The sequence below is a fragment of the Mariniluteicoccus flavus genome, from assembly GCF_054776655.1.
Genome location: NZ_BAAHBN010000003.1, coordinates 251362 through 274176 on the forward strand (window position 1 = coordinate 251362; position 22815 = coordinate 274176).

A 22815-nucleotide genomic window follows, 5' to 3' on the forward strand; every position below is an offset into this window, starting at 1 on the left:
GGTGGTCACTTCGTGGGGGTCGTGTTCTTGGCGACGGTGACGCGGCCGGCGGTCACGTCGGCGATGGCCCTGTCGACCGCCGCGCGGGCCTCGGCCGGCACACGGTCCGGCATGACGATGCGTACGCCGGTGTCGTAGCCGAGCGCGAGATAACCGGAACGCGTTCCTGCCAACGACTTCTCGACGATGCTCGTCAGGGGGCCCACGAAGTCGTAGGTCACCGAGGCGCCGGCGTCGGTGGGGGAGAAGCGGGACTTGTCGGTGTATTTGCCCACGACCCACTGGGGCCGGTCGTCGGACTTCGCCGCCTGGAAGACCCCCACCATGCCCATGTTCAGCGAGCCGACGATGACGTCCTTGCCCTGGTCGGACAGCTGGCGGGTGATCTGGGTGGCTTTGGTCGGGTCGTTGAAGTCGCCGGTCCAGACCGCGGCGACGGTCGCGGTCGACCCCGAGTCCTTCAGGCCCTGGCGCAACGCGTGCACCTCGGAATAGGAGAAGGGGAGCGAGAGTCCGCCGACGTAGCCGATCTGGCCGTGCCGGGTGAGCTTCCCCGCCAGCACGCCGACGGGATAGAACGCGTTGTGGAAGTTGCGGTCGATCACCCACAGGTTCGGCGGGAGCTCCTTGGGCTGGGCGTCGAACTCGCCGATGAACGTGACGTTCGGGAATTCCTTGGCCAGCTTCAGGGTCTGTTGGTAGAACTGGCTGCCGTGTGACCAGACCACGGTGTAGCGGTCGGCGACGTATTCGCGCATCACCCGCTCGACGTCGGGCACGGGGACGTTCTCGGAGAACGACGTGTGGGCGTTGAACTTCTTGCCCGCCTCGTCGAGCGCGACCCAGCCGAGCGCGTTGTAGTCGGCGTCGGTGACCGCTCCCGAGAAGACGCCGGCGATGCGGATGGGGGAGTCAGGGTTGCCCGAGGGGGCGGAACCGGAGCACGCCTGCACGGCGATGATGACGACGGCCGCGAGCAGCAGCCTCAGGCGGTGGGCGAACGTGTGGCGTCGCATGGCGGTCCTTCCACGGATGACACGACCCCTGCGGGGATCGCGTGGATTCATTCCCTCACAGGGGTCGGATGGCTGCACATGGCAGATTCTGACGAACAACCGGGCGGGCGGTGGGGAACCGGCGCGTACGCCCGACCAACTGGAACACGCCCGAAACCCCTGTGAAACAAAGGGGTTCCGGGCGTGGTGGAAACGTCCGAAGGGCTCCTCGTCTCGGCCGCGGGCGGCCTCGCTCGGAGAGCGTGGTGGCGAGTCTCCTCGACTCGGAGAACGTTCTCCGAGCGAGCGCCAGCGAGACGAGGAGTCAGCAGCTCGCCCGGCCCGTCCCCGCTCCGTGCGGGAACGACGTCCTCGCCTCTCCCTCCAGATCGCTGCGGTGCTTGCGGATCAGGTCGAGGTTGCGGTCGCGCAGGTGGTCGAAGCCCTGGCCGATGTTGCTGCCCGGAGTCAGCGACGCCAGCGCCTGCTCGGGGTCGAGCCGCGCGCTGACCCAGCCCTCGTGGGACGCCGCACGCGCAAGCACGTGGGCGTTGGGCGTGACGATGTGGGAGTTGCCGAAATAGAGCACGCCCGCCGGGTCGATGCCGGTCGCATTGGCGCCGATCAGGAACACGTGGTTGTCGTACGCCCGGGCCCGCGACGTCAGCTCCCAGATGTCAACGCTGCGCAGGAGGGCCGACGGGCGCAGGATGACCTCGGCGCCCTGCACCGCCTGGATGCGGGACAGCTCCGGATAGTCCCCGTCGAAGCAGATGATCATGCCGATGCGGCCCAGCTCGGTGTCGACGACGCAGACATCGGTGCCGGGGGTGACCCAGCCTCCGCCGAGCGTCGCCTCGGAATAGAAGGGGTGGGTCTTGTCGTAGACGCCGAGGACCTCCCCGTCCGGCCCGATCAGCACGCTGGAGTTGAAGATCGTGCCCCGTTCGGCACCGCGCCGGTAGGTGCCCACGCACAGGTGGATGCCGAGCTCGGCGGCCACGGCGGTGTAGGGGTCGAGGATGGCGCCGGGCACGTCGGTGACGAGGTCCCACAGCTCGGCGGGCGTGATGCCGGGCGTGAAACCGGTGGTGACCGATTCCGGCAGCACGACCAGCTCGGCGCCCGTGGCGGCCACGCAGTCGCGCACCCAGGCCACGGCGTTCTCGGCGTTGCCCGTGATCGATTCGGCGCGCAGGGGGCCCTGGACCGGGTTGACCTGGATTGCGGCGGCGGTGAAGGCGCGCATCATCGCCTCCCCGCCGCGATGCCGATGACGACGCCCAGAAGGGCGATGCCGGCGCCGAGGGCCGCGCCCAGCGCGAGGTCTTTCGACGAGTGCGCCGCGGCCGCGGCTGGCGCCCTGCCCGTCCACACCTGGCCGGTCTGGCCCGCCTGACCCGTGGTGGCCGCCTCGCCCGACGGCGACGTGCCGGATTCCTGCGTGGGTTCGGATTTCGCGACCTCGCCCGGCTGGCCGGCCTCACCGCCCGACGCGATGTCGGCGTCGATCGCGGCGAAGAACTGCGTCGCCATCTTGCGGGCCACGCCCTGCAGCATGCGCTGGCCGACGCCGCCGATGGCGCCGCCGACCGAGGCATCGGCGCCCCAGACGATGTCGGTGCCGCCGTCGTCGGCGCCGGTCAGGCGTACGCGGACGTCCGCGCTGATCGTGCCGGGACCGCCCTCGCCCGATGCCTTGAGCAGGAAGGTCTCGTGGAGCTTCTGCTCGGTGAGCGCGACGTTGCCCGTGTAGGTGCCCTTGATCGACGCGACGCCGGCTGAGACCGAGGCCTTGTAGGCGTCCTCACCGGTCTGCTCCAGGCTCTGCAGACCCGGGATCGTCCGCGACAGCACGCCGGGGTCGTGGAAGGCGTCCCACGCGATGTTCACGGGGGCGTTCATGTGGGCGGTTCCGGTGATCTGCATCAGTCGTCCTTCTGCTGCTCGTCGGATCGGCGTTCCTCGGCGGTCGTGGTCGGGATCTCCACGGCGTCGTAGTGGTCGGGCGTCTCGGCCTTCTCGGGCACCGGTTCCCCGGTGCGATCGGCGATGGGCTGCCCGGCGGACTGCGGAGCACTGGGGCTGTGCTCCGCCCCGCGCGTCAGCGACGGAAGCTCGCCCGACGCGTGGCGCGCCCGCAGCCGCCACAGGTCGTGGGGTGAGATCGGCATCGTGGTGATCGGGAATCCCTCGGCGTCCTCGATGGCGCTCGCGATCACTGCGGAGGCAGGGATCGTGCCAGCCTCGCCCGCCCCCTTGATGCCGAGCGGGTTGAGCGGGCTGGGGGTCTCGAGGTGGTCGGTCTCGATGTGGGGGACCTCGGACGCGAACGGCATCAGGAAGTCCATGAACGACGCGTTGAGGAGCTGGCCCGACTCGTCGTACTCCATCTTCTCGTAGAGCGCGCCGCCCACGCCCTGGGCGACCCCGCCGTGCACCTGCCCCTCGACGATCGTGGGGTTGATCATGTTCCCGCAGTCGTGGACGACGCAGTAGCGCAGGATGCGGATGTCGGCGGTCTCGGGATCGGTCTCGACGATCGCCGCGTGCATGCCGTTGGCGAACGTCGCGCCCTTGGGGGAGTAATAGTCCTTCCCCTCCAGGCCTGGTTCCTCGCCGTCGGCGACCGGCGGCTTCGACAGGTCGGTCGTGGGCGCGAACTGGGTCGCCGCCCGCGCGGTCTCGTCGAACGCATACCGCAGGGGGTTGGACAGCACCGAGACCATGGCCAGCGACATCTTGTCTTCAGGGTCGCCCTTGATGCGGATGAATCCGTCGACGATCTCGAGGTCGGCGGGGTCGGCCTCCAACGCGTCGCCGGCCAGCCGCAGCGCCTTCTCCTTGACTTTCTTGGCGGCCAGGTGAACGGCGGAGCCGCTGGTCACGGCCGCCCGGGACGCGAACGTGCCCACCGAATAGCCGAAGCGACGCGTGTCGCCGGTGGTGACGTGGACGTCCTCGATGGGGACGCCCAGCTCGTCGGCCACGATCTGGGCGAACGAGGTCTGGTGGCCCTGGCCCTGGGTGGTCACGCCGGTGGCGACGTTGACGCGGCCGTTGGTCTCGACCTGGATGTGGCCGCCCTCGTAGGGTCCGATGCCGGTGCCCTCGACGTAGCAGCCGATGCCGAGCCCGACGCGGCGACCTTCGGCCGTCGCCTTCTCCTTGTAGGCCAGGAAGTCGTCCCACCCCACGAGTGCCTTGAGCTTCGCCAGCGAGGCGGGGAAGTCGCCCGAGTCATAGATCGTCGGCCGACCGTCCTGGAACATCAGGCCGACGTCCCACGGCATCTCGTCGGGCTGGATGAAGTTGCGCGAGCGCACCTCGGTGCGATCGAGGCCGAGGTGGTCGGCGATCGCGTCCATCGTGCGCTCCATGACGAAGACGCCCTGCGGCCGCCCGGCCCCGCGATAGGGCGTCACGATGACGGTGTTGGTGTAGAGGGAGAAATATTCGACGCGGTAGTTCGGCAGGCGATAAGGCCCCACCAACTGCACCGACGTGTTCAACGGCACGATGACGCCGTAGGGCAGATAGGCCCCGTGGTCGTGCCAGAACGTCACGTCGAGGCCGAGGACGCGCCCCTCGTCGTCGAAGCCCACGCGCGCCTTCTGGAGCTGGCCGCGCTCGTGGGCCGACGACACGAAGTGCTCGCGGCGGTCCTCGACCCACTTCACCTGGCCCTTCAGCCGGCGCGCGGCGGCCGCGACGCAGACCTCCTCGGGCCAGGGGTGGTTGATCTTGACGCCGAAGCCGCCGCCGACGTCGGGCGTGACCACGTCGATCTTGGCCAGCGGCAGCTGGAGTTTGGCCGCCAGTGCGGCGCGGAGGCCGGTCGAGGTCTGGGTCGAGGAGTGCACCTTGAGGTGCTCCTCGGTCGAGTCCCACGAGGCCAGGACACCCTTGCCCTCCATCGGCATGCAGGCGCTGCGCTGGAAGTCGAGGTCGAGCTCGAGCACGTTCGGCGCAGATTCGATGGCGCTGACCGCGTCGCCCACCTCCTGCACCAGGTGGGCGCCCACGTTGCCGGGCGCGCCCTCGTGGACGAGGTCGGCCCCGTCGCGCGCCTTCGCGATGCCGACGACCGGGGGCAACTGCTCGTAGGTCACGCGGATGCGCTGGCAGGCGTCCTCGGCGATGTAGCGGTCGGTCGCGACCACCATCGCGATGGCCTCGCCGACATGGTTGACCTCGTCCTTGGCCAGCGCGTGGGCGGTGAACGGGTGCTCGATGCTCGGGTGGGGCAGCAACATCGGCAGGGGATCCGCGGCCGGGCCCTCGAGGTCCTCGTGGGTCCACACGCAGATGACGCCGTGGACGTCGAGCGCGCCCTCCACGTCGATGTCGGTGATGCGGGCGTGCGCATGCGGCGAGCGCACGAACGCGGCCTCCAGCGCGGTCTCGCCCAGGTCGTCGAGATAGCGGCCGTGGCCGCTGACCAGCCGGGGATCCTCGCGCCGGTTGACCTTCGCACCCATCAGCTTGCCGGTCATGCGCGCTCCTCCCCGGCCGTCACGGCCCGTGCAGAGCCCGCCCGTTCGCGGCGCAGCTCCGCCGCCCGGCACACGCTCGCCACGATGTTCTGATAGCCCGTGCAGCGACACAGGTTCCCCGACACGGCCTCGCGCGCCTGTTCGGGCGACGGGTCTTCGTTCTCCTCCAGGAAGGCCGTGATCGTCGTGACGAAGCCCGGCGTACAGAACCCGCACTGCAGACCGTGGCACTCCACGAACGCCTGCTGCACCGGGCCCAGGTCGTCCGGCCCGTTGCCGCAGCCCTCCACGGTGGTGATCTCGAGCCCCTCGGCCGACACCGCGAACATCAGGCACGACCGCATCGGTCGGCCGTCGACCAGCACGGTGCAGGCGCCGCACACGCCGTGCTCACAGCCGACGTGGGTGCCGGTGAGCCCGACATCGTGGCGCAGCGCGTCCGACAGCAGCCGGCGCGCCGGGACCTCGATCGTGTGCTGCACGCCGTTCACGCGCAGGGCGACGGGCTGGGTGGCTTCGGCCTCCGGTCCGGGAACAGCCTCGGTCATCGGTCGTCCTCCTTCGTCGTCGCGGCCCGCGAGGAGGCCGCATCACTCAGCGCCGTCGCCAGCACCCTGCGGCACAGCACGCCGCTGAGGTGGCGACGGTAGTCGGCGCTGGCGTGGATGTCGTCGCCCGGCTCGACGTGGTCGCGGGCTGCGTGTTCAACGGCGGCGAGGTCGTCGCCATCGATCGCCGCGACGTCCTTGCCGGCAAGGATCCTCGTGAGGTCCAACACGTCGGGGGTGTCGGTCACCGACACGAACGACGCGCGCGCCGCATCGATCGTGCCGCCCTGCGCGGTGACGGCCACGGCCACGCCCGCCATCGCATAGTCACCGCTGCGCCGCGCCAGCTCGTCGTACGCGGTGGTCGTGCCGAGCGGGAAGGTCGGGAAGTCCACGCCCACCACCAATTCGTCGGCCTCGAGGGCGGGCTCCATGGGGCCGAGGAAGAAGTCCTCGGCCGCGATCGTGCGCTCGCCGCGGGTCGACACCGCGCGTACGCTGCCGCCCGTGATCGCCAGCACCGCAGGCATCTCGCCCGACGGGTCGGCGTGCACGATCGACCCGACGGTCGTCCCACGGTTGCGGATCGCCGGGTGGGCGACCCGCTGCAATGCCTGCCTCAGCAGGGGAAGCGCGGCGTACGCACCCTCGTGGTGTTCCAGGTCGGCGTGGCGCACCACGGCGCCGACCCGAACCCGACCCCCGCCCACCTCCACGCGGGCCAGCTCCTCGATCCGGTTGATGTCGACGAGGTGGGCGGGCGTCGCCAACCTCATGTTCATCACCGGCACGAGGCTCTGGCCTCCGGCCAGCACCTTCGCCTCGGGCCCCAGCTCGGCGAGCAGGGCCACGGCCTCGGCGACGGTGGTCGGCGCGTGGTGGGTGAACGGGGGTGGTTTCACGATGGTCCTTCCTGCGTGGGGATCGCGGGATCCCACGCCGTGCGTCGGGGGCGGCTCAGTGGCGTTCGCGCGGCCCGGGCCGCGGATCGCCCGGGCCGTGGTCGTCGGCCACGCTGCTCGGCGGGACCTCCCGGTCGCGGGAGCGCCCGAGCCGGCCGTGGTCGTGCTCCAGCCCAAGGTAGTCGAGGTCCTGGTCGCCGGTCCTCGAGGCCACGATCGAGGCGCCGTCGGCGCGGTCCACCATGTCCTTCGGCGCGACGAGCCGGGCCAGGTGATACATCAGCACGGTCACGATGGTTCCGAGCGAGATGCCGGACAGGGCGAAGCCCTCGGTGAACTGGAGCTTGGTGTCACCGATGGCGATGATGATGCCGGCGGCGATCGGGACGAGGTTCAGGGGGTTGGCGAAGTCGACCCGGTTCTCCTTCCAGATCTTGGCGCCGAGCAGGCCGATCATGCCGTAGAGGACCACGGTGATGCCGCCGAGCACGCCGCCCGGGGTCGCGGAGATGATCGCGCCGAACTTCGGCGAGAACCCGAACAGGATGGCGACGATGGCTGCCACGTAGTAGGCCGCCGTCGAATAGATGCGGGTCGAGGCCATGACGCCGATGTTCTCGGCGTACGTGGTGGTGGGGGAGCCGCCGAACAGGGTGGCGACTCCGGTGCCGACGCCGTCGGCCATGATCGCCGAGCCCATCTTCGGGTCGAGGTCCTGCTTGGTCATCTCGGCCACGGCCTTCACGTGGCCGACGTTCTCGGCGATCAGCGCGATCACGGCCGGGAGGACGAGCAGCACGAAGCCGAGGCGGATGTCGGGCAGGTGCCAACCCACGATGCCCGCCGCGTTGTCGGTCGCGGGCGGAAAGCCGAACCAGTCGGCCTTCTGCACGTTGGTCCAGTCGACGCGCCAGTGGGTGTCGACCTTCTCGGTCACGGCGTTGTACGCGGTGATCTGGCCCATGGTCCTGTCGAGGACGAACGACAGGACATAGCCGAACAGCAGGCCGAGGAAGACGGAGATGCGACCCGCGAAGCCTCGGAGCCCCACGCTCATGAGGATCACGGCGACCATGACGATGAACGCGACCCACTGGTCCTGGGGCCAATAGATCGTCGCGACGACCGGGGCGAGGTTGAAGCCGATCAACATCACGACCGCGCCGGTGACGGCGGGAGGGAGGACCTTGGTCAACATCGCGGCGCCCGCGAAGTGGATGAACGCGCCCACAGCGATCAGAGCCAGCGCCGAGATGAAGATGGCGCCGGTGACCTGCTGGGGCGTACCACCGGCGGCGTGGATGTTGACGACGCCGCCGACGAAGGCGGCCGAGGTGCCGAGGTAGGACGGGATGCGGCCACGCACGATCAGCAGGAACAGGATCGTCGCGATGCCGCTCATCATGATCGCCAGCTGCGCGTTGAGGCCCATGATCAGGGGGAACACGAACGTGGCGCCGAACATGGCCACCACGTGCTGGGCGCCGAGGCCGACGGTGCGGCCCCAGCTGAGGCGTTCGTCGGGGGCCACCACGTCGTCGGGGCCGAGGGTCTTGCCGTCCCCGTGCAGTTTCCACATGGCCATTGCTTCTCCTTAGGGCCGTGGCGCCAGGCAGTCCGGCGTGCCGACAGTGGCACCCCGCGTTGGCGTCGTTGCGTGAACGCTAGGCGGTGGGCACGGGGGCGGGATTGGCGAAACTCACCGACAACCCGCCGGTCGGGATGGCAACAGTTGCCGTCCGACCCGGCTCAACTTCGCTGTGACTAGGTGTGATGCAGGCCACTGGAATGTTTCGCGAAAGTTGCGGGTCGGTGACGATCGCCCTCAGATGCCGCGCATCTGCACCACATGGAGCGCCAGGGCGATCGAGAACCGACGGTGGGGGTCGGTCGTGAACGGTCCGAGCATCTGTTCGAGCTTCGTGATGCGATAGCGCAGCGTGTTGTAGTGGAAGTGCAGCGCCCGCGACGTCTCGGCCACGTTGAGGTTGTGGTCGAGCAGCACGCTGAGCGTCCGGCGCAGGTCCTCGGAGTCGGGGGCGTCGTCGGACGCCAGCGGTCCCAGCGTCTCGGCGGCGAACGAGCGCAGCTCGGCCGGATCGACCAGCGACAGCAGGCGGAACACGCCCAGCGCGTCGAAGTGGGTGATGGACCCGCTGCCGTGCATGCGGCGGCCGACGGCCACGGCCTTGCCGGCCTCCGCGTACGCCTGGGGCAGCTCGGCGATCGAGGTGAGCGTCCGCGACACCCCGGTGGTGAACGGCCGCCGCCCGCCGCCGCCATCCCCGCGTACGGCCTTCGCATGAGTCGTGACGGCCCGCGTGACGTCCTCCAGCGACGCGCCCGGCTTGACGCCGACGATGGCGACGACCTCCTGCGAATAGCCCGCGACGGGCGCACGCGAGTCAGAGGCGTGGACCGCCTGCGACCAGGCCCGGGCGAACCGCTCCTGCAGCGACCGCTCCTCACCCGCGTCGCCCGGCGCGTCGGCGGGGGAGTCATCGATGAGGGCCACGACGACCGCGACCGGACGGTCGAGGTCCCACCCGAGCGACGCGGCGTGGCTCACGACGCGCTCGGGCGGGCCCGCCCGACCCGCCAGTGCGTCGCGCAGGAAGTCGGCGCGGTACTTGTTCTCCACCACCGCGACGGCCTGCTCCTTGGTCATCACCAGCGCCGCGGCCGCCGCGGCCTGCTCGACCATGTGGACGTCGGTCTGCTCGATGACCGCGGAGCGGAACACCACCAGCCGGCCCTCGTGGCGCCCGCGCGCCCGGACGGGGACCGTGAGCCGGTGACGGCCCTCGGCGGCGGTGACCTGCCCGGTCTGCTCGGCCTCCACCCGGAAACGGCCCGTGCGGTCGAAGCAGTCGAGACCCAACAGGTCGTCGACGCGCTCGTCGGCCCGCGTGCTGGCGGCGAGGATGCGGCCGTCCATCGTCGTCACGAGCGCCGCGTCGGCCATCGCGCCCACCAGCCCGTGGCAGACCTGTCCCAGGTCCCCACCCGAGATCACGATCTCGACGAGGTCGGCCAGGACCTGCTCGCTGCGGGCCAGGTCCTCGGCGCGGCGATCGAGCACGCGCGACAGGGCCTGGTTCAACACCTCGTCGAAGCCCACCCCGTCGGGCAGCGACACCAGCGGGAAGTCGAGCTCGTCGGCGACCGCGATCATGTCGGCCGGGAGCCCGTCGAGATAGCGGTTCAGCTTGATCACCAGGCCGGCCAGCCCGATCTCGTGCAGTTGGCGGACGAAGTCGGCCAGGTCGGCGTGGCGGCGCAGGGGGTAGCCCGTGGTCAGCAGGAGTTGGTCGGCGTGCACCCACGGCAGCACGTCGGGCACCTCCATCACGTTCACGCGGCGCACGACGCGGTCGAGACCCCCGGCCCCCGCGATCACCTCGGCCCGCGAGAGGGCCGGGACCTGGAGCAGGGCGCGCACCGGCAGACCCGCGTGGGATGCGGGGTCGTTTGTCAGGACCTGACGGACATCGGCGTCGATGTTGTCCCCTTTTGCCATGAACGCAGGGTAGTCGGACGCCTTAGCGTCGCTGGTGTGATCTCAACCCCCACTCGACGTGCGCGAGGCCTGCGACGCGTTCGCGGCGCGGCGGGGGACGGGTGCGGGGTGGCTTCGACTCGCTGGCGCTCGCTCAGCCAGCGTGGGGAGGACGGGCGCTCGCTCAGCCAGCGTGGGGAGGACGGGCGCTCGCTCAGCCAGCGTGGGGAGGACGGGCGCTCGCTCAGCCAGCGTGGGGAGGACGGGCGCTCGCTCAGCCAGCGTGGGGAGGACTGCGTCGTGGTCGCCGCGTTCCCGACGGCCGCGTACCTCAAGGTCGGCGACGCCCACGACGACGTGCTCGCGCTGCTGCGGCCCGACGCGCTGCAGATCCCCGGCGGCGTACGCCTGGAGGCGACGGCCCCCGACCTGCGCACGCTGCTCGCGCCGGGGGACGTCGGCACGGTCGACCGCGACCGCGTGCGTGTGGGGGGACTCGAGGTCGCGGTCACCGGAACCTGGAAATCGGCGCGCGTACGCCGCCACGTTCTCGCCGCGAGCGGCAACTCCACCAACGTTCTCCGAGCGAGCGGCAGTCCCAGCCACGTTCTCCGAGCGAGCGCCAGCGAGACGAGGAGCCTGCGCCCCGAACCCGCCCTGCGCGCCGAGGCGCGCGACCTCGCCGCCGCGCTGACCGAGGGGCGCACCGACGGCCTTGACGCGCTCATCGGCCGCGGCACCGGCCTCACGCCGAGCGGCGACGACGCGGTGTGCGGCGTCGCGCTGGCGCTGGTCGCCACCGACGCCGTCGACCCGGACTGGTTGGCGCGCGAGCTCGCCTCACGGGCCACGCGCACGACCAGCCTGTCGGCGCGCCTGCTGGCCTGCGCCGCCCAGGGGTATGCGGTGCCGCAGGTGGTCGCCCTGGTCGACGAACTGCTGGATCCCTGCGTACACACAGATCCCGGCCCCCCCATCGATCCCCCCGTGCGCCTGGCCGCCCGCGTACGAGCCGTGCACGCCATCGGCCACAGCTCCGGGCGCGACCTCTGCGCCGGGATCGCCGGCGCGGTCGACCACCTCTCGTCCCAACCCGTCCACGTCTGACCACCCCGACCACCATCCCCAACCGAAGGGAACGCTGATGACCGACCACGTCGAGGTACGCCGCGGGGCGTACTACGACTCGGTGAGCCTCATGCAGGTCTCGCGCCAGGTGAAGGCCGCCGACGGCCTCTCCGACGCGCAGATCGGCATGGCGACCGAGCTCAACGTCGCGCTGCTGGAGCAGTACGGGTTCGCCGTCCCCGATGACGCCACCCCCAACGACGTCGTGGTGGCGCTGCGCGGCGACGACGACGCGGCCATCGAGCGCGGCCTCGCGGCCCTCGACGAGGCTCTGGCGCAGTTGCGCGCCGCCTCGCGCGGCGCATCGACGGGCGCCGACGACGTGCCCCCGCGTACGCTCGGCTCGGCCGCCGGGGCCGCGCCCGACGCGGCCCTTGTCGTCGTGTCGGTCCCCGGTGAGCACGCCTTCAGCGAGGCCATGGACGCCGTGGATCACGGCCGCTCGGTCGTCCTGTTCTCCGACAACGTGTCGGTCGCCGACGAGGTCGCGCTCAAGGACGCCGCCGCACGCCGCGGCGTGCTCGTGATGGGCCCCGACTGCGGCACCGCCGTCGTCAACGGCGTGGCGCTGGGCTTCGCCAACCGCGTACGCCGCGGCCCGGTCGGCATGATCGCCGCCTCGGGCACCGGCGCCCAGCAGGTCATGTGCCTGCTCGACGTCGCGGGCGTCGGCATCAGCCACTGCCTGGGGCTCGGGGGCCGCGACCTCAAGGCCGAGGTCGGGGGCCGCTCGGCGAGCCAGGCGCTGGCCGCGCTGGGCGACGACGAGGACACCGCCCAGGTCGTCGTGGTCTCGAAACCGGCCGCGCCCGAGGTCGTCGAGCGACTGGAGCGCGAGGCCGAGGGCTTGGGCAAGCCCGTCACGTGGGCCACGCTCGGCGCCGACCAGCCCGACCTCACCGCTGCGGTGGAGCAGGCGCTGCGCGACGGCGGCCACGAGGTCCCGCAATGGCCCCTCTGGCCGGGCGAGGACCCCGCGTCCCCGGTGGACGGCTCGCTGCGCGGCCTCTTCTGCGGCGGGACGCTGGCCGACGAGGCGATGTTCGTCGCCGGGGCCGGGCTCGGGGCGATCCGCTCGAACATCCCGCTGTCACCCGACCTGGCCATCGATGCGGACGCGCCGTCCGAGGGCCACGTGGTGCTCGACTTCGGCGACGACGAGATGACCCGCGGCCGCCCCCACCCGATGATCGACCCCTCACTGCGGCTCGAGCGCATCGTCGCGGAGGGCCGCGACGCGAGCTGCGGCGTGCTGCTGCTCGACCTGGTGCTGGGGTACGCGGCCCACCCCGACCCGGCCGCCGAGCTGGCTCAGGCGATCACCGACGCCCGGGCCGCCGCCCGCGAGAGTGGCCGCGAACTGCCGGTGGTGGTCTCGCTCATCGGCACCGACGAGGACCCGCAGGGCCTGACCCGCTGCGCAGAGGCACTGCAGGGCGCCGGCGCCTCGGTCTTCTGCTCCAACGCGCAGGCCACGCGCCACGCGGTGGGGCTGTTGGCCGGTTCCAGTTCTGACACCCCCGACACCTCCGACGCTGGAAGGAACGACGCATGAGCGACACGACCCTGAACGGACTGCTCACCTCCGGCCCGTCGGTGCTGACCGCCGGCGTCGGCCTGTTCGCCGACGCCCTGCGCGAGCAGGACGTCGAGGTCACCGAGGTCGACTGGCGCCCGCCGATGGACGGCGTGGACCCGCGTGCCCTGGCCGCCGTCATGGGCGACCCCCGCCGCGAGCGGGCCAACCGCACGGCGGTCGAGCGCATCCACGCCGCCGGCTCGGAGCTCGTCGGCCTGCGCCCCGCCTCCGAGGTCCTGGGCCTCGAGAAGGGCCAGTTCCTCCACGCGGGCCCGCCGCTGGAGTGGGAGAACGCGTCCGGACCCATGAAGGGCGCCCTCATCGGCGCGATGATCTTCGAGGGCCTCGCCGACACCCCCGAGCAGGCCGAGGAGGCGCTCGCGGCCGGCCGCGCCTCGTTCGAGCCCTGTCACCACCACGACACCGTCGGCCCCATGGCGGGCGTCGTCTCGCCGTCGATGTGGATGTTCGAGCTGCGCGACCCGGTCCACGGGACCACCGCGTACTGCTCGCTGAACGAGGGCCTCGGCAAGGTCCTGCGCTACGGCGCATACAACGACGAGGTGCAGACGCGCCTGCAGTGGATGGCGCGCGTGCTCGGCCCGGCGCTGGCGAAGGCCATGGAGCGCATCGACCCGATCGACTGCCGTGCGATCGTCGCCCAGATGTTGCAGATGGGCGACGAGGGCCACAACCGCAACAAGTCGGGCACGCTGATGTTCCTGCGCGACATCATGCCGTCGCTGGCGAACATCGACCTGCCCGCCGCCGACCTCGCCGAGGTCGCGCGGTTCATCGGCGCCAACGACCACTTCGCGCTGAACCTCGTGATGCCGACGTGCAAGCTGGCGATGATGGCGGCGCGCGACATCCCCGGCTCGTCGGTGGTGGTGACGATGGCGCGCAACGGCACCGAGTTCGGCATCCGCACCGCCGGCACGGGCGACGACTGGTTCACCGGTCCGGCCAACAAGCCGGAGGGGCTGTTCCTGGGGTCCTACGGGCCGGACGACGCCAACCCCGACATCGGCGACTCCGCGATCACCGAGACCGCCGGCATCGGCGGGTTCGCGATGGCGACGTCGCCGGCGATCGTGAAGCTCGTGGGCGGCGACGTGCCGTTCGCGCTCACCGCCAGCCGCACGATGTATGAGATCGCGCTCGCCGAACACCCGATGTGGCAGATCCCGATCCTCGAGTTCCGCGGCGTGCCGAGCGCGATCGACGTGGCGCTCGTGGCTCGCACCGGCATCCTGCCGCAGATCAACACCGGCATGGCCGGCGCGGTCGCCGGCACGGGTCAGGTCGGCGCCGGACTGGTCACGCCGCCGGAGAAGTGCTTCACCGACGCGCTCGCGGCGCTCGCCGCGAAGGCGGAGCGCGCCTAGGCTGGCGCGATGATGCGTACGCGGGTCGCGGGCCTCCTGCTCGCCGCGGGGGCCGGGCGTCGCCTCGGCACGCCGAAGGCGCTCGTCGCGGACGCCGACGACGAGCCCTGGGTGGCGACGGGCGTGGCACGGCTGCGCGCGGCCGGGTGCGACCCGGTGACGGTCGTCGTCGGCGCGGAGGCCGAGCGGGTCGGGCCCGTGGTCGAGGCCGCGGGGGCGTACGCGGTGGTCGCCGAGCGCTGGGCCGACGGGATGGGTGCCTCGCTGGCGACCGGGCTGGCCCGGGTGGCCGAGGGCGACGCCGACGCGGTCCTGATCATGCTGGTCGACCTCCCGGGCGTCGCTGTGGATGCGCTCGGCCGGGTCGTGGGCGAGGCCCAGACCCCGGACGCCCGCCGCATCGTCGCGCGGGCCGCGTACGGTGGTCGGCCCGGCCATCCGGTGCTCGTCGGGCGGGACCACTGGGCCGACCTGGCCGCGGAACTGGGGGCCGGCGACCGCGGGGCCCGCGACTGGCTGGCCGGGCGGACGGTGGCGCTGGTCGAGTGTGCCGACGTCGCCGACGGTGCCGACATCGACGACGCCGGGGCCTTGGCGCGATGGCGGGAGAACGAGGGAGGGCGGACATGAGCGAGGCAGGGACCGGCGCGTACGCCGACCCCCGCGCCCTGCGCGCGGCACTCGGGGGGCGCGGCTATCTGGCCGACGACGCCCTGGCGACCGCCGCATGGCTGGCGCTGCGGATGGAGCGGCCCCTGTTCTGCGAGGGCTCGCCCGGTGTGGGCAAGACCGCGCTGGCGCGCGCGATGGCCGGCGTGCTGGGCGGGCCGCTGCTGCGGCTGCAGTGCTATGAGGGCATCGAGGCCCATCAGGCGCTCTATGACTGGGACTTCCCGCGGCAGCTGCTGCACGTGCGGGCGGCCGGGGGCGGGGCTGACGGCGGAGCCCGCGTCGAGCAGGACGTCTGGGGGGAGGCGTACCTGCTGGAACGGCCGGTGCTCGCGGCACTGCGTGCGTCGACGCCCGAGCGACGCGCGGTGCTGCTGATCGACGAGGTCGACCGGGCCGACGACGAGTTCGAGGCCCTGCTGCTGGAGGTGCTGGCCGACTGGGCGATCACGATCCCGGAGCTCGGCCGGGTCGAGGCGGCGGCGCCGCCGTTCGTGGTCATCACCTCCAACCGCACCCGCGACGTGCACGACGCGCTGAAGCGGCGCTGCCTCTACCAGTTCCTCGACCTGCCCGATCGCGAGCGGGAGCGCGCGATCGTGCGCCACCACGTGCCCGAGGCGGCCGACGGCATGGTCGCGCAGGTGCTCGACGCGGTCGCGCGCCTGCGCGCGGTGGCCCTGGTGAAGCCGCCCGGAGTCGCCGAGACGATCGACTGGGTGCGCTCACTGGCGCTGCTCGGCGTCGACGGGCTCGACCGGGCGACGGTCGACGCCACGCTGTCGGCGGTCGTCAAGCACGCCGACGACCTCGCGCCGGCGCGGGCGGAACTGCCATGAGCGGGCTGGACGAGGTGCTGCTCACCTTCGCGGCGCGGCTGCGCGAGGCCGGGGTGGCGGTGTCGCCCGACCGTGCGGCCACGATGGTGCGGGCGGTGGCGCTGGTCGACCTTCTCGACCGGTGCGCGGTCGCGGCGGCGACGCGGGCGACGTGCTGCGCGTCGCCGGCCGACGTGACGATCCACGACGCGGTGTTCGCGGCTTATTTCGGGCGGCGCTCGGGGACGGTCGAGCCGGTGCCGACCGAGGTCGAGGTCGTCCACGACGATCCCGGAACGGGACAGGGTCCGGCCGAGCCGGGCGCCCCCCGGGAGGTGGCCAACGCCGCCGAGGCGCTGCGGAACAGGCCCCTGGTCGGGCTGGCCGACGCCGAGCGCGACGAGGCCCGGCGCCTGCTGGCGGCGCTGCGGCTGAAGCGACCGCGGCGGCGTACGCGGCGGCGCGGGCGGGGTGGCCACCGGCTCGACGCACGGGCCACGACCCGGACGCTCCTGCGCCACGGCGGGGAGCCGGTCGGCCTTCGCCGCCGGCGACCCGGCGGCCGCCCGCGTCGGGTGGTGGTGCTGGTCGACGTGTCGGGGTCGATGAAGCCGTGGGCGGACGCGTACCTGCGGTTCGCCCACGCCCTCCACCGCGCCCACGGGGCCGAGGTGTTCACGCTGGCGACGCGGCTCACGCGCGTGACCGGCGCGCTGGCGCGGCCATCGGTGGACGCGGCGATCGCGGAGGCGTCGCGGGCGATGCCGGACTGGACGGGCGGCACGCGCCTGGCCGACGGCCTCAGGGCACTCGCGGACGACTGGGGGAGGCGCGGCCCGCTGCGCGGGGCCGTCGTGGTCGTGGTGTCGGACGGCCTGGAGCGCGGCGAGCCCGCGGCGCTGGCCGAGGCCGTGGCGCGCGTACGCAGGCTTGCGCACCGCATCGTCTGGATCCACCCGCGCGCCGGCGCCGAGGGCTGGCGCCCGGCGACGCGCGGACTGGCGGCCGCGCTGCCGTTCGTGGACGCGCTGGTGGCGGGCGACTCGGTGGCAGCACTCGAGGACGCGGGCCGGGTCATCGCGCGGTCGCGGCGCGAGGACGGGCCGCGGGGGACCGTGGAACGGGAGTGGGCGCATGCGTGACATCGCGGCGGAGTTGAGGTTGTTGGTGGACGGCGCGGAGCCGTTCGCGCTGGCCGTCATCGCGAAGACCTGGCGGTCCTCGCCGCGGCCGGCCGGCACGTTCATGGCCGTGACGGCGGACGGTCGGGCGATCGGCAGCCTCTCGGGCGGCTGCATCGAGGGCGCGGTCTATGACGCGGCGCTCGAGGTGATCGCCTCGGGTGAGCCGGTCGCGGCCCATTACGGGGTGACGGGCGAGGACGCGCTGCGGCTCGGGCTGACGTGCGGCGGCGAGATCGACGTGACGATCGCGCGGGTCGACCCGGGCGACGAGGCGGCGGTGGGACCGCTCCGGGCGGTGATGGACGCGCTGGCTGACGAGCGGCCGGTGGCGCTGGTGGAGCGGGTGCGTACCGATCCGGAGCGGCGCGAGGGGACGGACGCGGGGCTCGGGCGCTGGCTCGCGGTGACCGAGGACGGCGTACGCGGGTCGCTGGGGATGGATGGGGCCGATCGGGTGGCGGTCGAGGCCGCACGCGAGGTGCTGCACGAGGGGCGGACGACGCTGGTGGAATTGCCTGGGTTGCCCGGCGCGGCGCCCGACGAGGCGCTCGTCGTCGGCTGGGCGCCACCGGCGCGGCTGATCGTCTTCGGCGCGATCGACTTCGCGCGGGCGGTCTCACGGCTCGGCGTACTTCTGGGCCACCACGTGACCGTGTGCGATGCGCGGCCGGTCTTCGCGACGCGCGAGCGGTTCCCCGAGGCCCACGAGCTCGTCGTCGACTGGCCCCATCGATGGTTGGCCGGCGAGGTCGAGGCGGGACGCGTGACGGCGTCGACGGTGATCCTGGTGTTGACCCACGACCCCAAGTTCGACGTGCCGGCGCTGGAGGTGGCGCTGCGGTCGGCGGCGGGGTTCGTCGGGGCGCTCGGATCGCGGCGCACCACGCGCGAACGGGAGAAGGAGCTGCGCCAGGTCGGGCTGACCGACGAGGAGTTGGCGCGGCTGTCGGCGCCGGTGGGGCTGGACATCAATGCCCATACGCCCGAGGAGACGGCGGTCTCGATCATGGCTGAGGTGATCGCAGCGAGGGGCGGCGGGACGGGGCGGCGGCTGTCGGCGGGGGAGATGGCGATCCACCGGGACTAGGGCTTCGACTCCTGCGTCGCTCAGCCAGCGGCTTCGACTCCTGCGTCGCTCAGCCCCAGAGCGTCCGCGCCGCCGTGGCCGCCTCGTCCGCGCGGCCCCGGCGTACGCGCCCACACAGGTCCGCGAGGGCTGCAGGGTCGGGCTCGGGGAGGCGCCCGAGTGCGTCGAGCGTCGCCGTCAGGGCCGAGTCGCCCGCGAGCCGGCGCAACCGCGGCCAGACCGACCCCCACGACTCGGGGCGACCGTCGGGGGCGAGTAGCGCCTCGCGGGCCGACGGCGATGCCTCGGCCGCCGCCGCGACGACCGTGGTCAGGAGCGTGGCCGCCAGCGCGAGCAGTTCATCCGCGGGGGAGCCGACCCACGGCAGCGGGCCGGCCTGCCGCGCGGCGGGGTCGAGGATGACCGCGCCGTTGCCGTGCTGGACCTCCACGCGGCCGCGTACCTCCAGGGCGACCAGGGCGCGGCTCAACGTCGTGCGGCTCACGCCGAGCTCCGCCGCGAGGGCGCGCTCCGGCGGCAGGCGGTCGCCCGGACCCAGACCCTGGGCCTCGATGAACGAGGTGATGTGGTCGGCCAACTGCTCATACAGGCGCGGCCGCTGGAAGGCGGCGGGCGAGGCCTCGGCGGACGACATGGGTCCAGAGTATTGACACGAACGCCATTGGCCTAGAGGCTGGGCCAATCCAATCCCGGTTTAGGAGCAATGGCGCCCATGGCCCCCCAAGTGATCTCCCTGCTCGTCCTCGTGGCGGTCTTCCTCATCGCCACGGTGCGATCGGTCAACATGGGCGCCCTGGCCCTCGTCGCCGCGGCCGTGATCGGCACCACGGTGTTCAAGATGCCGATGGCCAAGGTGCTGGGTCAGTTCCCGGCGAGCCTGTTCGTCATCCTCGTCGGTGTCACCTATCTGTTCGCGCTCGCCAAGAACAACGGCACCGTCGACTGGATCGTCCACGCGGCCGTCCGCGCCGTGCGTGGACGCGTGGTGCTGATCCCGTGGGCGATGTTCGTGGTGTGCGCGCTGATCACGGCGTTCGGTGCCGTCAGCCCGGCTGCGGTCGCCATCGTGGCGCCGATCGCGCTGGGATTCGCGGTCCGCTACAAGATCCACCCGGTGCTCATGGGCATGATGGTCGTGCAGGGCGCGACCGCCGGCAGCTTCTCGCCCGTCGGCATCTTCGGCTCGATCACCAACGGCGTCGTGGCCCGGTCGAAGCTGGAGTCGAACCCCACGATGCTCTTCGTCACCACGTTCCTGGCCAGCCTGCTGTGCGCCTTCATCGTCTTCCTGGCCTTCGGCGGTCGTGAGCTGGCGAAGCGCGAGCGGGTCGCCGACGACGAACTCGACACCGCGGTCGACCCGGCCCTCGCGTACAACCGCGCGCCCGTCACGGGCACGACCGAGGCAGCGGTGGAGGGCGTGGAGCGTACGCGGTCTCCCGGGCACTGGGCCAACCAGGGCTCCACGAAGGCCGAGGCCGAGGACACCGGCCTGAACCTGCAGCGCATCCTCACCCTCGTGGGCCTGGTCGGCCTGGCCGCCGGCGCGCTGATCTTCAAGCTCGACGTCGGCATCACGGCGTTGGCCATCGCGGTGGCGCTCACCCTGATCTTCCCGGCGACCGCCAAGGGCGCGGTCGACAAGATCAGCTGGGGCACCGTGCTGCTCATCGGCGGCATCGTCACCTATGTCGGCGTGCTCGAGTCGCAGGGCGTCGTGAAGTGGATGGGCGACGAGGTCGCCCACCTGAGCACCCCGCTGGTCGTGGCGCTCCTGATCTGCCTCATCGGCGCCGTCGTGTCGGCGTTCGCGTCGACCACCGGAATCCTGGGCGCGCTGATCCCGCTCGCCGTGCCGTTCCTGGCGACCGGCCAGATCGGCGCCGTCGGCGTCATCTGCGCGCTGGCGATCTCGTCGTCGATCGTCGACTGCAGCCCGTTCTCGACCAACGGCGCGCTGGTCGTGGCCAACGCCGAGGCGAGCGAGCGCGACATGACGTTCAAGCGCCTCATGCAGTGGGGCATGTCGATCATGATCGTCGCGCCGATCGTGGCGTGGGCCGCCCTGGTGTTGCCGGGCTGGCTCTGAGGGGTCAGCCGCGCGGCTGCTGCGCGTCCATGTCCTTGGCCACCTCGACCTGCTCGTCCTCGTCGGCGGGGCGGACGCCGCCCTGCGCGCGCTCGGCGTCGGTGAGGTCGAGCACGGCCGACGTGGCCTGCGACTCCTGGCCCTCGGGCACCTCGGTCACGCCCTGCTCGACCTCGGCCTGCAGGAGAACGACCGAGCGGCCGGGGATGTGCAGCGTCGAGCCGGGCTCGAGCACCTGGTCGGCGCCGGGGAACTCGCCGTCGAAGCCCGAGTGGACGACGACGCGCCACGACTTCGCCCAGGGGTCACCCGGCAGCTCGGCGTCGACGCCCTCGGCGCCGCCGTGGAACCAGGCCAGGAACGCGCTGGTGGCGTCGGAGGAATACATGCCGAGCGTACGCCGGTTGCCGTCATGCCAGTCGTCCTCGCCCATCTGGCCGCCGGTGTGGTCGAACCAGCTGAGGTCGACGCGGCCCAGGCCGTTTCCGGCGGCGTCGGTGACCTCGTGGTGGTAGCGGAACTTCTCCGAGCGCAGCACCGGGAACTCCCGGCGCAGGCGCAGGATCTCGGTCGTCATGCCGACCAGGTCGCCCCACGACTCCTGGGTGTCCCAGTGGACCCACGAGATCGGCGAGTCCTGGCAGTAGGCGTTGTTGTTGCCGCCCTGCGTACGCCCCATCTCGTCGCCCGCGGTGATCATGGGGACGCCGGTCGCGAGCGTGAGCGTGGCCATCATGTTCTTGACCTGGCGGTGGCGCAGCGCGTTGATGCCGGGGTCGTCGGTGTCGCCCTCGTGGCCGCAGTTCCACGAGCGGTTGTCGTCGGCGCCGTCGCGGTTGCCCTCGCCGTTGGCCTCGTTGTGCTTGCCGTCATAGGTCACGAGGTCGCGCAGCGTGAAGCCGTCGTGGGCCGTGATGAAGTTGATCGAACTCGTCAGCGGGCGGCCGTCGTGGTCGAAGATGTCGGCCGACCCGGACAGGCGGGACGCGAGCTCCTGCACGCCGCCGACCTGGCCGCGCCAGAAGTCGCGCACGAAGTTGCGGAAGCGGTCGTTCCACTCGCTCCAGCCGTGGCCCCAGGCGCCGACCTGATAGCCGAACGGGCCCATGTCCCACGGCTCGGCGATCATCTTGATGCCGGCGAAGGCTGGGTCGGCCGCGATGCGCTTCTTGAACTCGTGCATCTGGTCGACGTGGTGGTTCTCGTCGCGGATCAGCTCCGAGGCCAGGTCGAAGCGGAACCCGTCGACGCCCATCTCGGTGACCCAGTAGCGCATCGAGTCGAGGATCATGTTGAGCACGCCGGGCTCGGACGTGTCGACCGAGTTGCCGCAGCCCGTCACGTCGTAGTCGTTGCGGAGGTCGTCGGTCAGGCGGTAGTAGCCGCCGTGGTCGATGCCGCGGAACGACAGCGTCGGGCCCTCGTGTCCGCCCTCGCCGGTGTGGTTGTAGACGACGTCGAGGATGACCTCGATGCCGGCCTCGTGGAGCGCGGAGACCATGTTCTTGAACTCGGTGACCTGCTGGCCGAGCGTGCCCACCGAGCAGTACGCGGCGTGGGGCGCGAAGAAGCCCAGCGTGTTGTAGCCCCAGAAGTTCGACAGGCCGCGGCCCACGATGAACGGCTCGGACACGAACTGGTGGCACGGGAGCAACTCGATGGCCGTGACGCCGATGTTCTTGAGGTGCTCGATCACCGCGGGGTACGCGAGGCCCGCGTACGTGCCGCGCAGGTGCTCGGGGACCGCCGGGTGAAGCTGGGTGTAGCCCTTGACGTGGGTCTCGTAGATGACCGACTCCGACAGCGGGATGCGGCGCTCGATGGACGTGGGCGCGGGGGAGTCGGCGACGACGACCGACAGGGGGACCGCGGCGTACGAGTCGGTCGGGTCGAGCTCGTAGTCGTCGTCGGCCGGGTGGTCGAGGATTGGGCCATTGTAGTCGACGCCGGCGGTGATCGCGCGTGCGTACGGGTCGAGCAGGAGGCGGGCCGGGTTGAAGCGGGCGCCGTTGGACGGGTCCCAGTTGCCGTGCACCCGGAAGCCATAGCGCTGCTCGGCCTCGACGCCCTCGACGAACGCGCTCCAGACGCCGTCTTCCTCCGACTTGTGCAGGTCGACGTTGCGCTGGGTGCGGTCCTCGTCGACCAGGGTCAGCTCGACGCGGGTGGCGCGCGGCGCCCAGAGGGCGAAGTGGCAGCCTCCCTCGCCGAGCTGCGCACCCAGGATGGTCGAGTCGATCGGGGCGGGCAGGGTCTGCGACATGGATGGTCTCCTCGCATGGCCGGCGGCGTGCCGGCACGGTGTCGTGGTTGTGCCCCCTCGGGTGGGACCGTCGTTGGCGTCGGGGCAACGCCACATTCTGCCCTACTCGCGCGTCATTCAACGATTCCGGCGGCGCGTCGTGGACACGCGGGTGGGTCGATCGTCCGATC

At 71.9% G+C, this 22815-nt stretch carries 18 protein-coding genes; 8 read left to right on the forward strand and 10 right to left on the reverse strand.

Going from position 1 to position 22815, the window contains the following annotated elements:
- Window positions 1–5: 5 nt before the first annotated feature.
- From ACYVAG_RS07325 to ACYVAG_RS07360, 8 genes are all read right to left on the reverse strand, one after another.
- Entirely contained in the window at window positions 6–1016 is a 1011-nt protein-coding gene (locus ACYVAG_RS07325) for a BMP family protein (RefSeq protein WP_460768385.1), read from the reverse strand.
- A gap of 304 nt (window positions 1017–1320) precedes the next feature.
- Window positions 1321–2244 carry a carbon-nitrogen hydrolase family protein gene (locus tag ACYVAG_RS07330; RefSeq protein ID WP_460768387.1) on the reverse strand — a complete coding sequence of 308 codons (924 nt, stop codon included), beginning with the start codon at window positions 2242–2244 and terminating at the stop codon, window positions 1321–1323.
- Entirely contained in the window at window positions 2244–2924 is a 681-nt protein-coding gene (locus tag ACYVAG_RS07335) for a CoxG family protein (protein WP_460768388.1), read from the reverse strand. The genes ACYVAG_RS07330 and ACYVAG_RS07335 overlap by 1 nt, the downstream gene beginning before the upstream one ends.
- Window positions 2924–5491 (reverse strand): aerobic carbon-monoxide dehydrogenase large subunit, encoded by a 2568-nt coding sequence (gene cutA, locus ACYVAG_RS07340; protein ID WP_460768389.1) that lies wholly within the window; start codon window positions 5489–5491, stop codon window positions 2924–2926. Before cutA ends, ACYVAG_RS07335 begins: the two co-directional genes overlap by 1 nt.
- A complete protein-coding gene (locus ACYVAG_RS07345; protein WP_460768391.1) occupies window positions 5488–6039 on the reverse strand; it encodes a (2Fe-2S)-binding protein in 552 nt (183 codons plus the stop codon). Before ACYVAG_RS07345 ends, cutA begins: the two co-directional genes overlap by 4 nt.
- Window positions 6036–6941, reverse strand: a complete 906-nt coding sequence (locus tag ACYVAG_RS07350) for an FAD binding domain-containing protein (RefSeq protein WP_460768393.1) — start codon at window positions 6939–6941, stop codon at window positions 6036–6038. Before ACYVAG_RS07350 ends, ACYVAG_RS07345 begins: the two co-directional genes overlap by 4 nt.
- A 55-nt stretch (window positions 6942–6996) precedes the next feature.
- Window positions 6997–8526 carry a uracil-xanthine permease family protein gene (locus tag ACYVAG_RS07355; RefSeq protein WP_460768395.1) on the reverse strand — a complete coding sequence of 510 codons (1530 nt, stop codon included), beginning with the start codon at window positions 8524–8526 and terminating at the stop codon, window positions 6997–6999.
- Window positions 8527–8766: 240 nt separating this feature from the next.
- Window positions 8767–10461 (reverse strand): PucR family transcriptional regulator, encoded by a 1695-nt coding sequence (locus ACYVAG_RS07360; RefSeq protein ID WP_460768397.1) that lies wholly within the window; start codon window positions 10459–10461, stop codon window positions 8767–8769.
- Between the two features lie 108 nt (window positions 10462–10569).
- Between ACYVAG_RS07360 and ACYVAG_RS07365 the strand changes: the two genes are divergently transcribed.
- From ACYVAG_RS07365 to ACYVAG_RS07395, 7 genes are read left to right on the forward strand one after another with little or no spacing between them, the layout of a single operon-like run.
- Window positions 10570–11547: an oxamate carbamoyltransferase subunit AllH family protein gene (locus tag ACYVAG_RS07365; protein WP_460768398.1), complete on the forward strand. Its 978-nt coding sequence runs from the start codon at window positions 10570–10572 to the stop codon at window positions 11545–11547.
- Between the two features lie 37 nt (window positions 11548–11584).
- Window positions 11585–13123 carry an FdrA family protein gene (locus ACYVAG_RS07370; RefSeq protein ID WP_460768399.1) on the forward strand — a complete coding sequence of 513 codons (1539 nt, stop codon included), beginning with the start codon at window positions 11585–11587 and terminating at the stop codon, window positions 13121–13123.
- Window positions 13120–14535, forward strand: coding sequence for a YlbE family protein (locus ACYVAG_RS07375; protein WP_460768401.1), 1416 nt, complete (start codon window positions 13120–13122; stop codon window positions 14533–14535). The genes ACYVAG_RS07370 and ACYVAG_RS07375 overlap by 4 nt, the downstream gene beginning before the upstream one ends.
- Before the next feature lie 9 nt (window positions 14536–14544).
- Window positions 14545–15165, forward strand: a complete 621-nt coding sequence (locus tag ACYVAG_RS07380; protein WP_460768402.1) for a nucleotidyltransferase family protein — start codon at window positions 14545–14547, stop codon at window positions 15163–15165.
- Window positions 15162–16043, forward strand: a complete 882-nt coding sequence (locus tag ACYVAG_RS07385) for an AAA family ATPase (protein WP_460768404.1) — start codon at window positions 15162–15164, stop codon at window positions 16041–16043. Before ACYVAG_RS07380 ends, ACYVAG_RS07385 begins: the two co-directional genes overlap by 4 nt.
- Entirely contained in the window at window positions 16040–17164 is a 1125-nt protein-coding gene (locus tag ACYVAG_RS07390) for a vWA domain-containing protein (protein ID WP_460768406.1), read from the forward strand. The genes ACYVAG_RS07385 and ACYVAG_RS07390 overlap by 4 nt, the downstream gene beginning before the upstream one ends.
- On the forward strand, window positions 17157–18293 hold the full coding sequence (locus ACYVAG_RS07395) for an XdhC family protein (RefSeq protein WP_460768407.1): 1137 nt from the start codon (window positions 17157–17159) through the stop codon (window positions 18291–18293). The genes ACYVAG_RS07390 and ACYVAG_RS07395 overlap by 8 nt, the downstream gene beginning before the upstream one ends.
- 49 nt (window positions 18294–18342) lie before the next feature.
- Here the strand turns inward: ACYVAG_RS07395 and ACYVAG_RS07400 are convergent, their stop codons facing one another.
- Window positions 18343–18927, reverse strand: a complete 585-nt coding sequence (locus ACYVAG_RS07400; RefSeq protein ID WP_460768409.1) for a winged helix-turn-helix domain-containing protein — start codon at window positions 18925–18927, stop codon at window positions 18343–18345.
- Window positions 18928–19005: 78 nt separating this feature from the next.
- Between ACYVAG_RS07400 and ACYVAG_RS07405 the strand changes: the two genes are divergently transcribed.
- Window positions 19006–20382 (forward strand): SLC13 family permease, encoded by a 1377-nt coding sequence (locus ACYVAG_RS07405; protein ID WP_460768411.1) that lies wholly within the window; start codon window positions 19006–19008, stop codon window positions 20380–20382.
- Window positions 20383–20386: 4 nt separating this feature from the next.
- Here ACYVAG_RS07405 and glgX read toward each other — a convergent pair whose 3' ends face one another.
- The gene (gene glgX / locus ACYVAG_RS07410) at window positions 20387–22645 is read right to left on the reverse strand and encodes a glycogen debranching protein GlgX (protein ID WP_460768413.1); all 2259 of its coding nucleotides are present in this window, start codon (window positions 22643–22645) and stop codon (window positions 20387–20389) included.
- Between the last annotated feature and the right edge of the window lie 170 nt (window positions 22646–22815).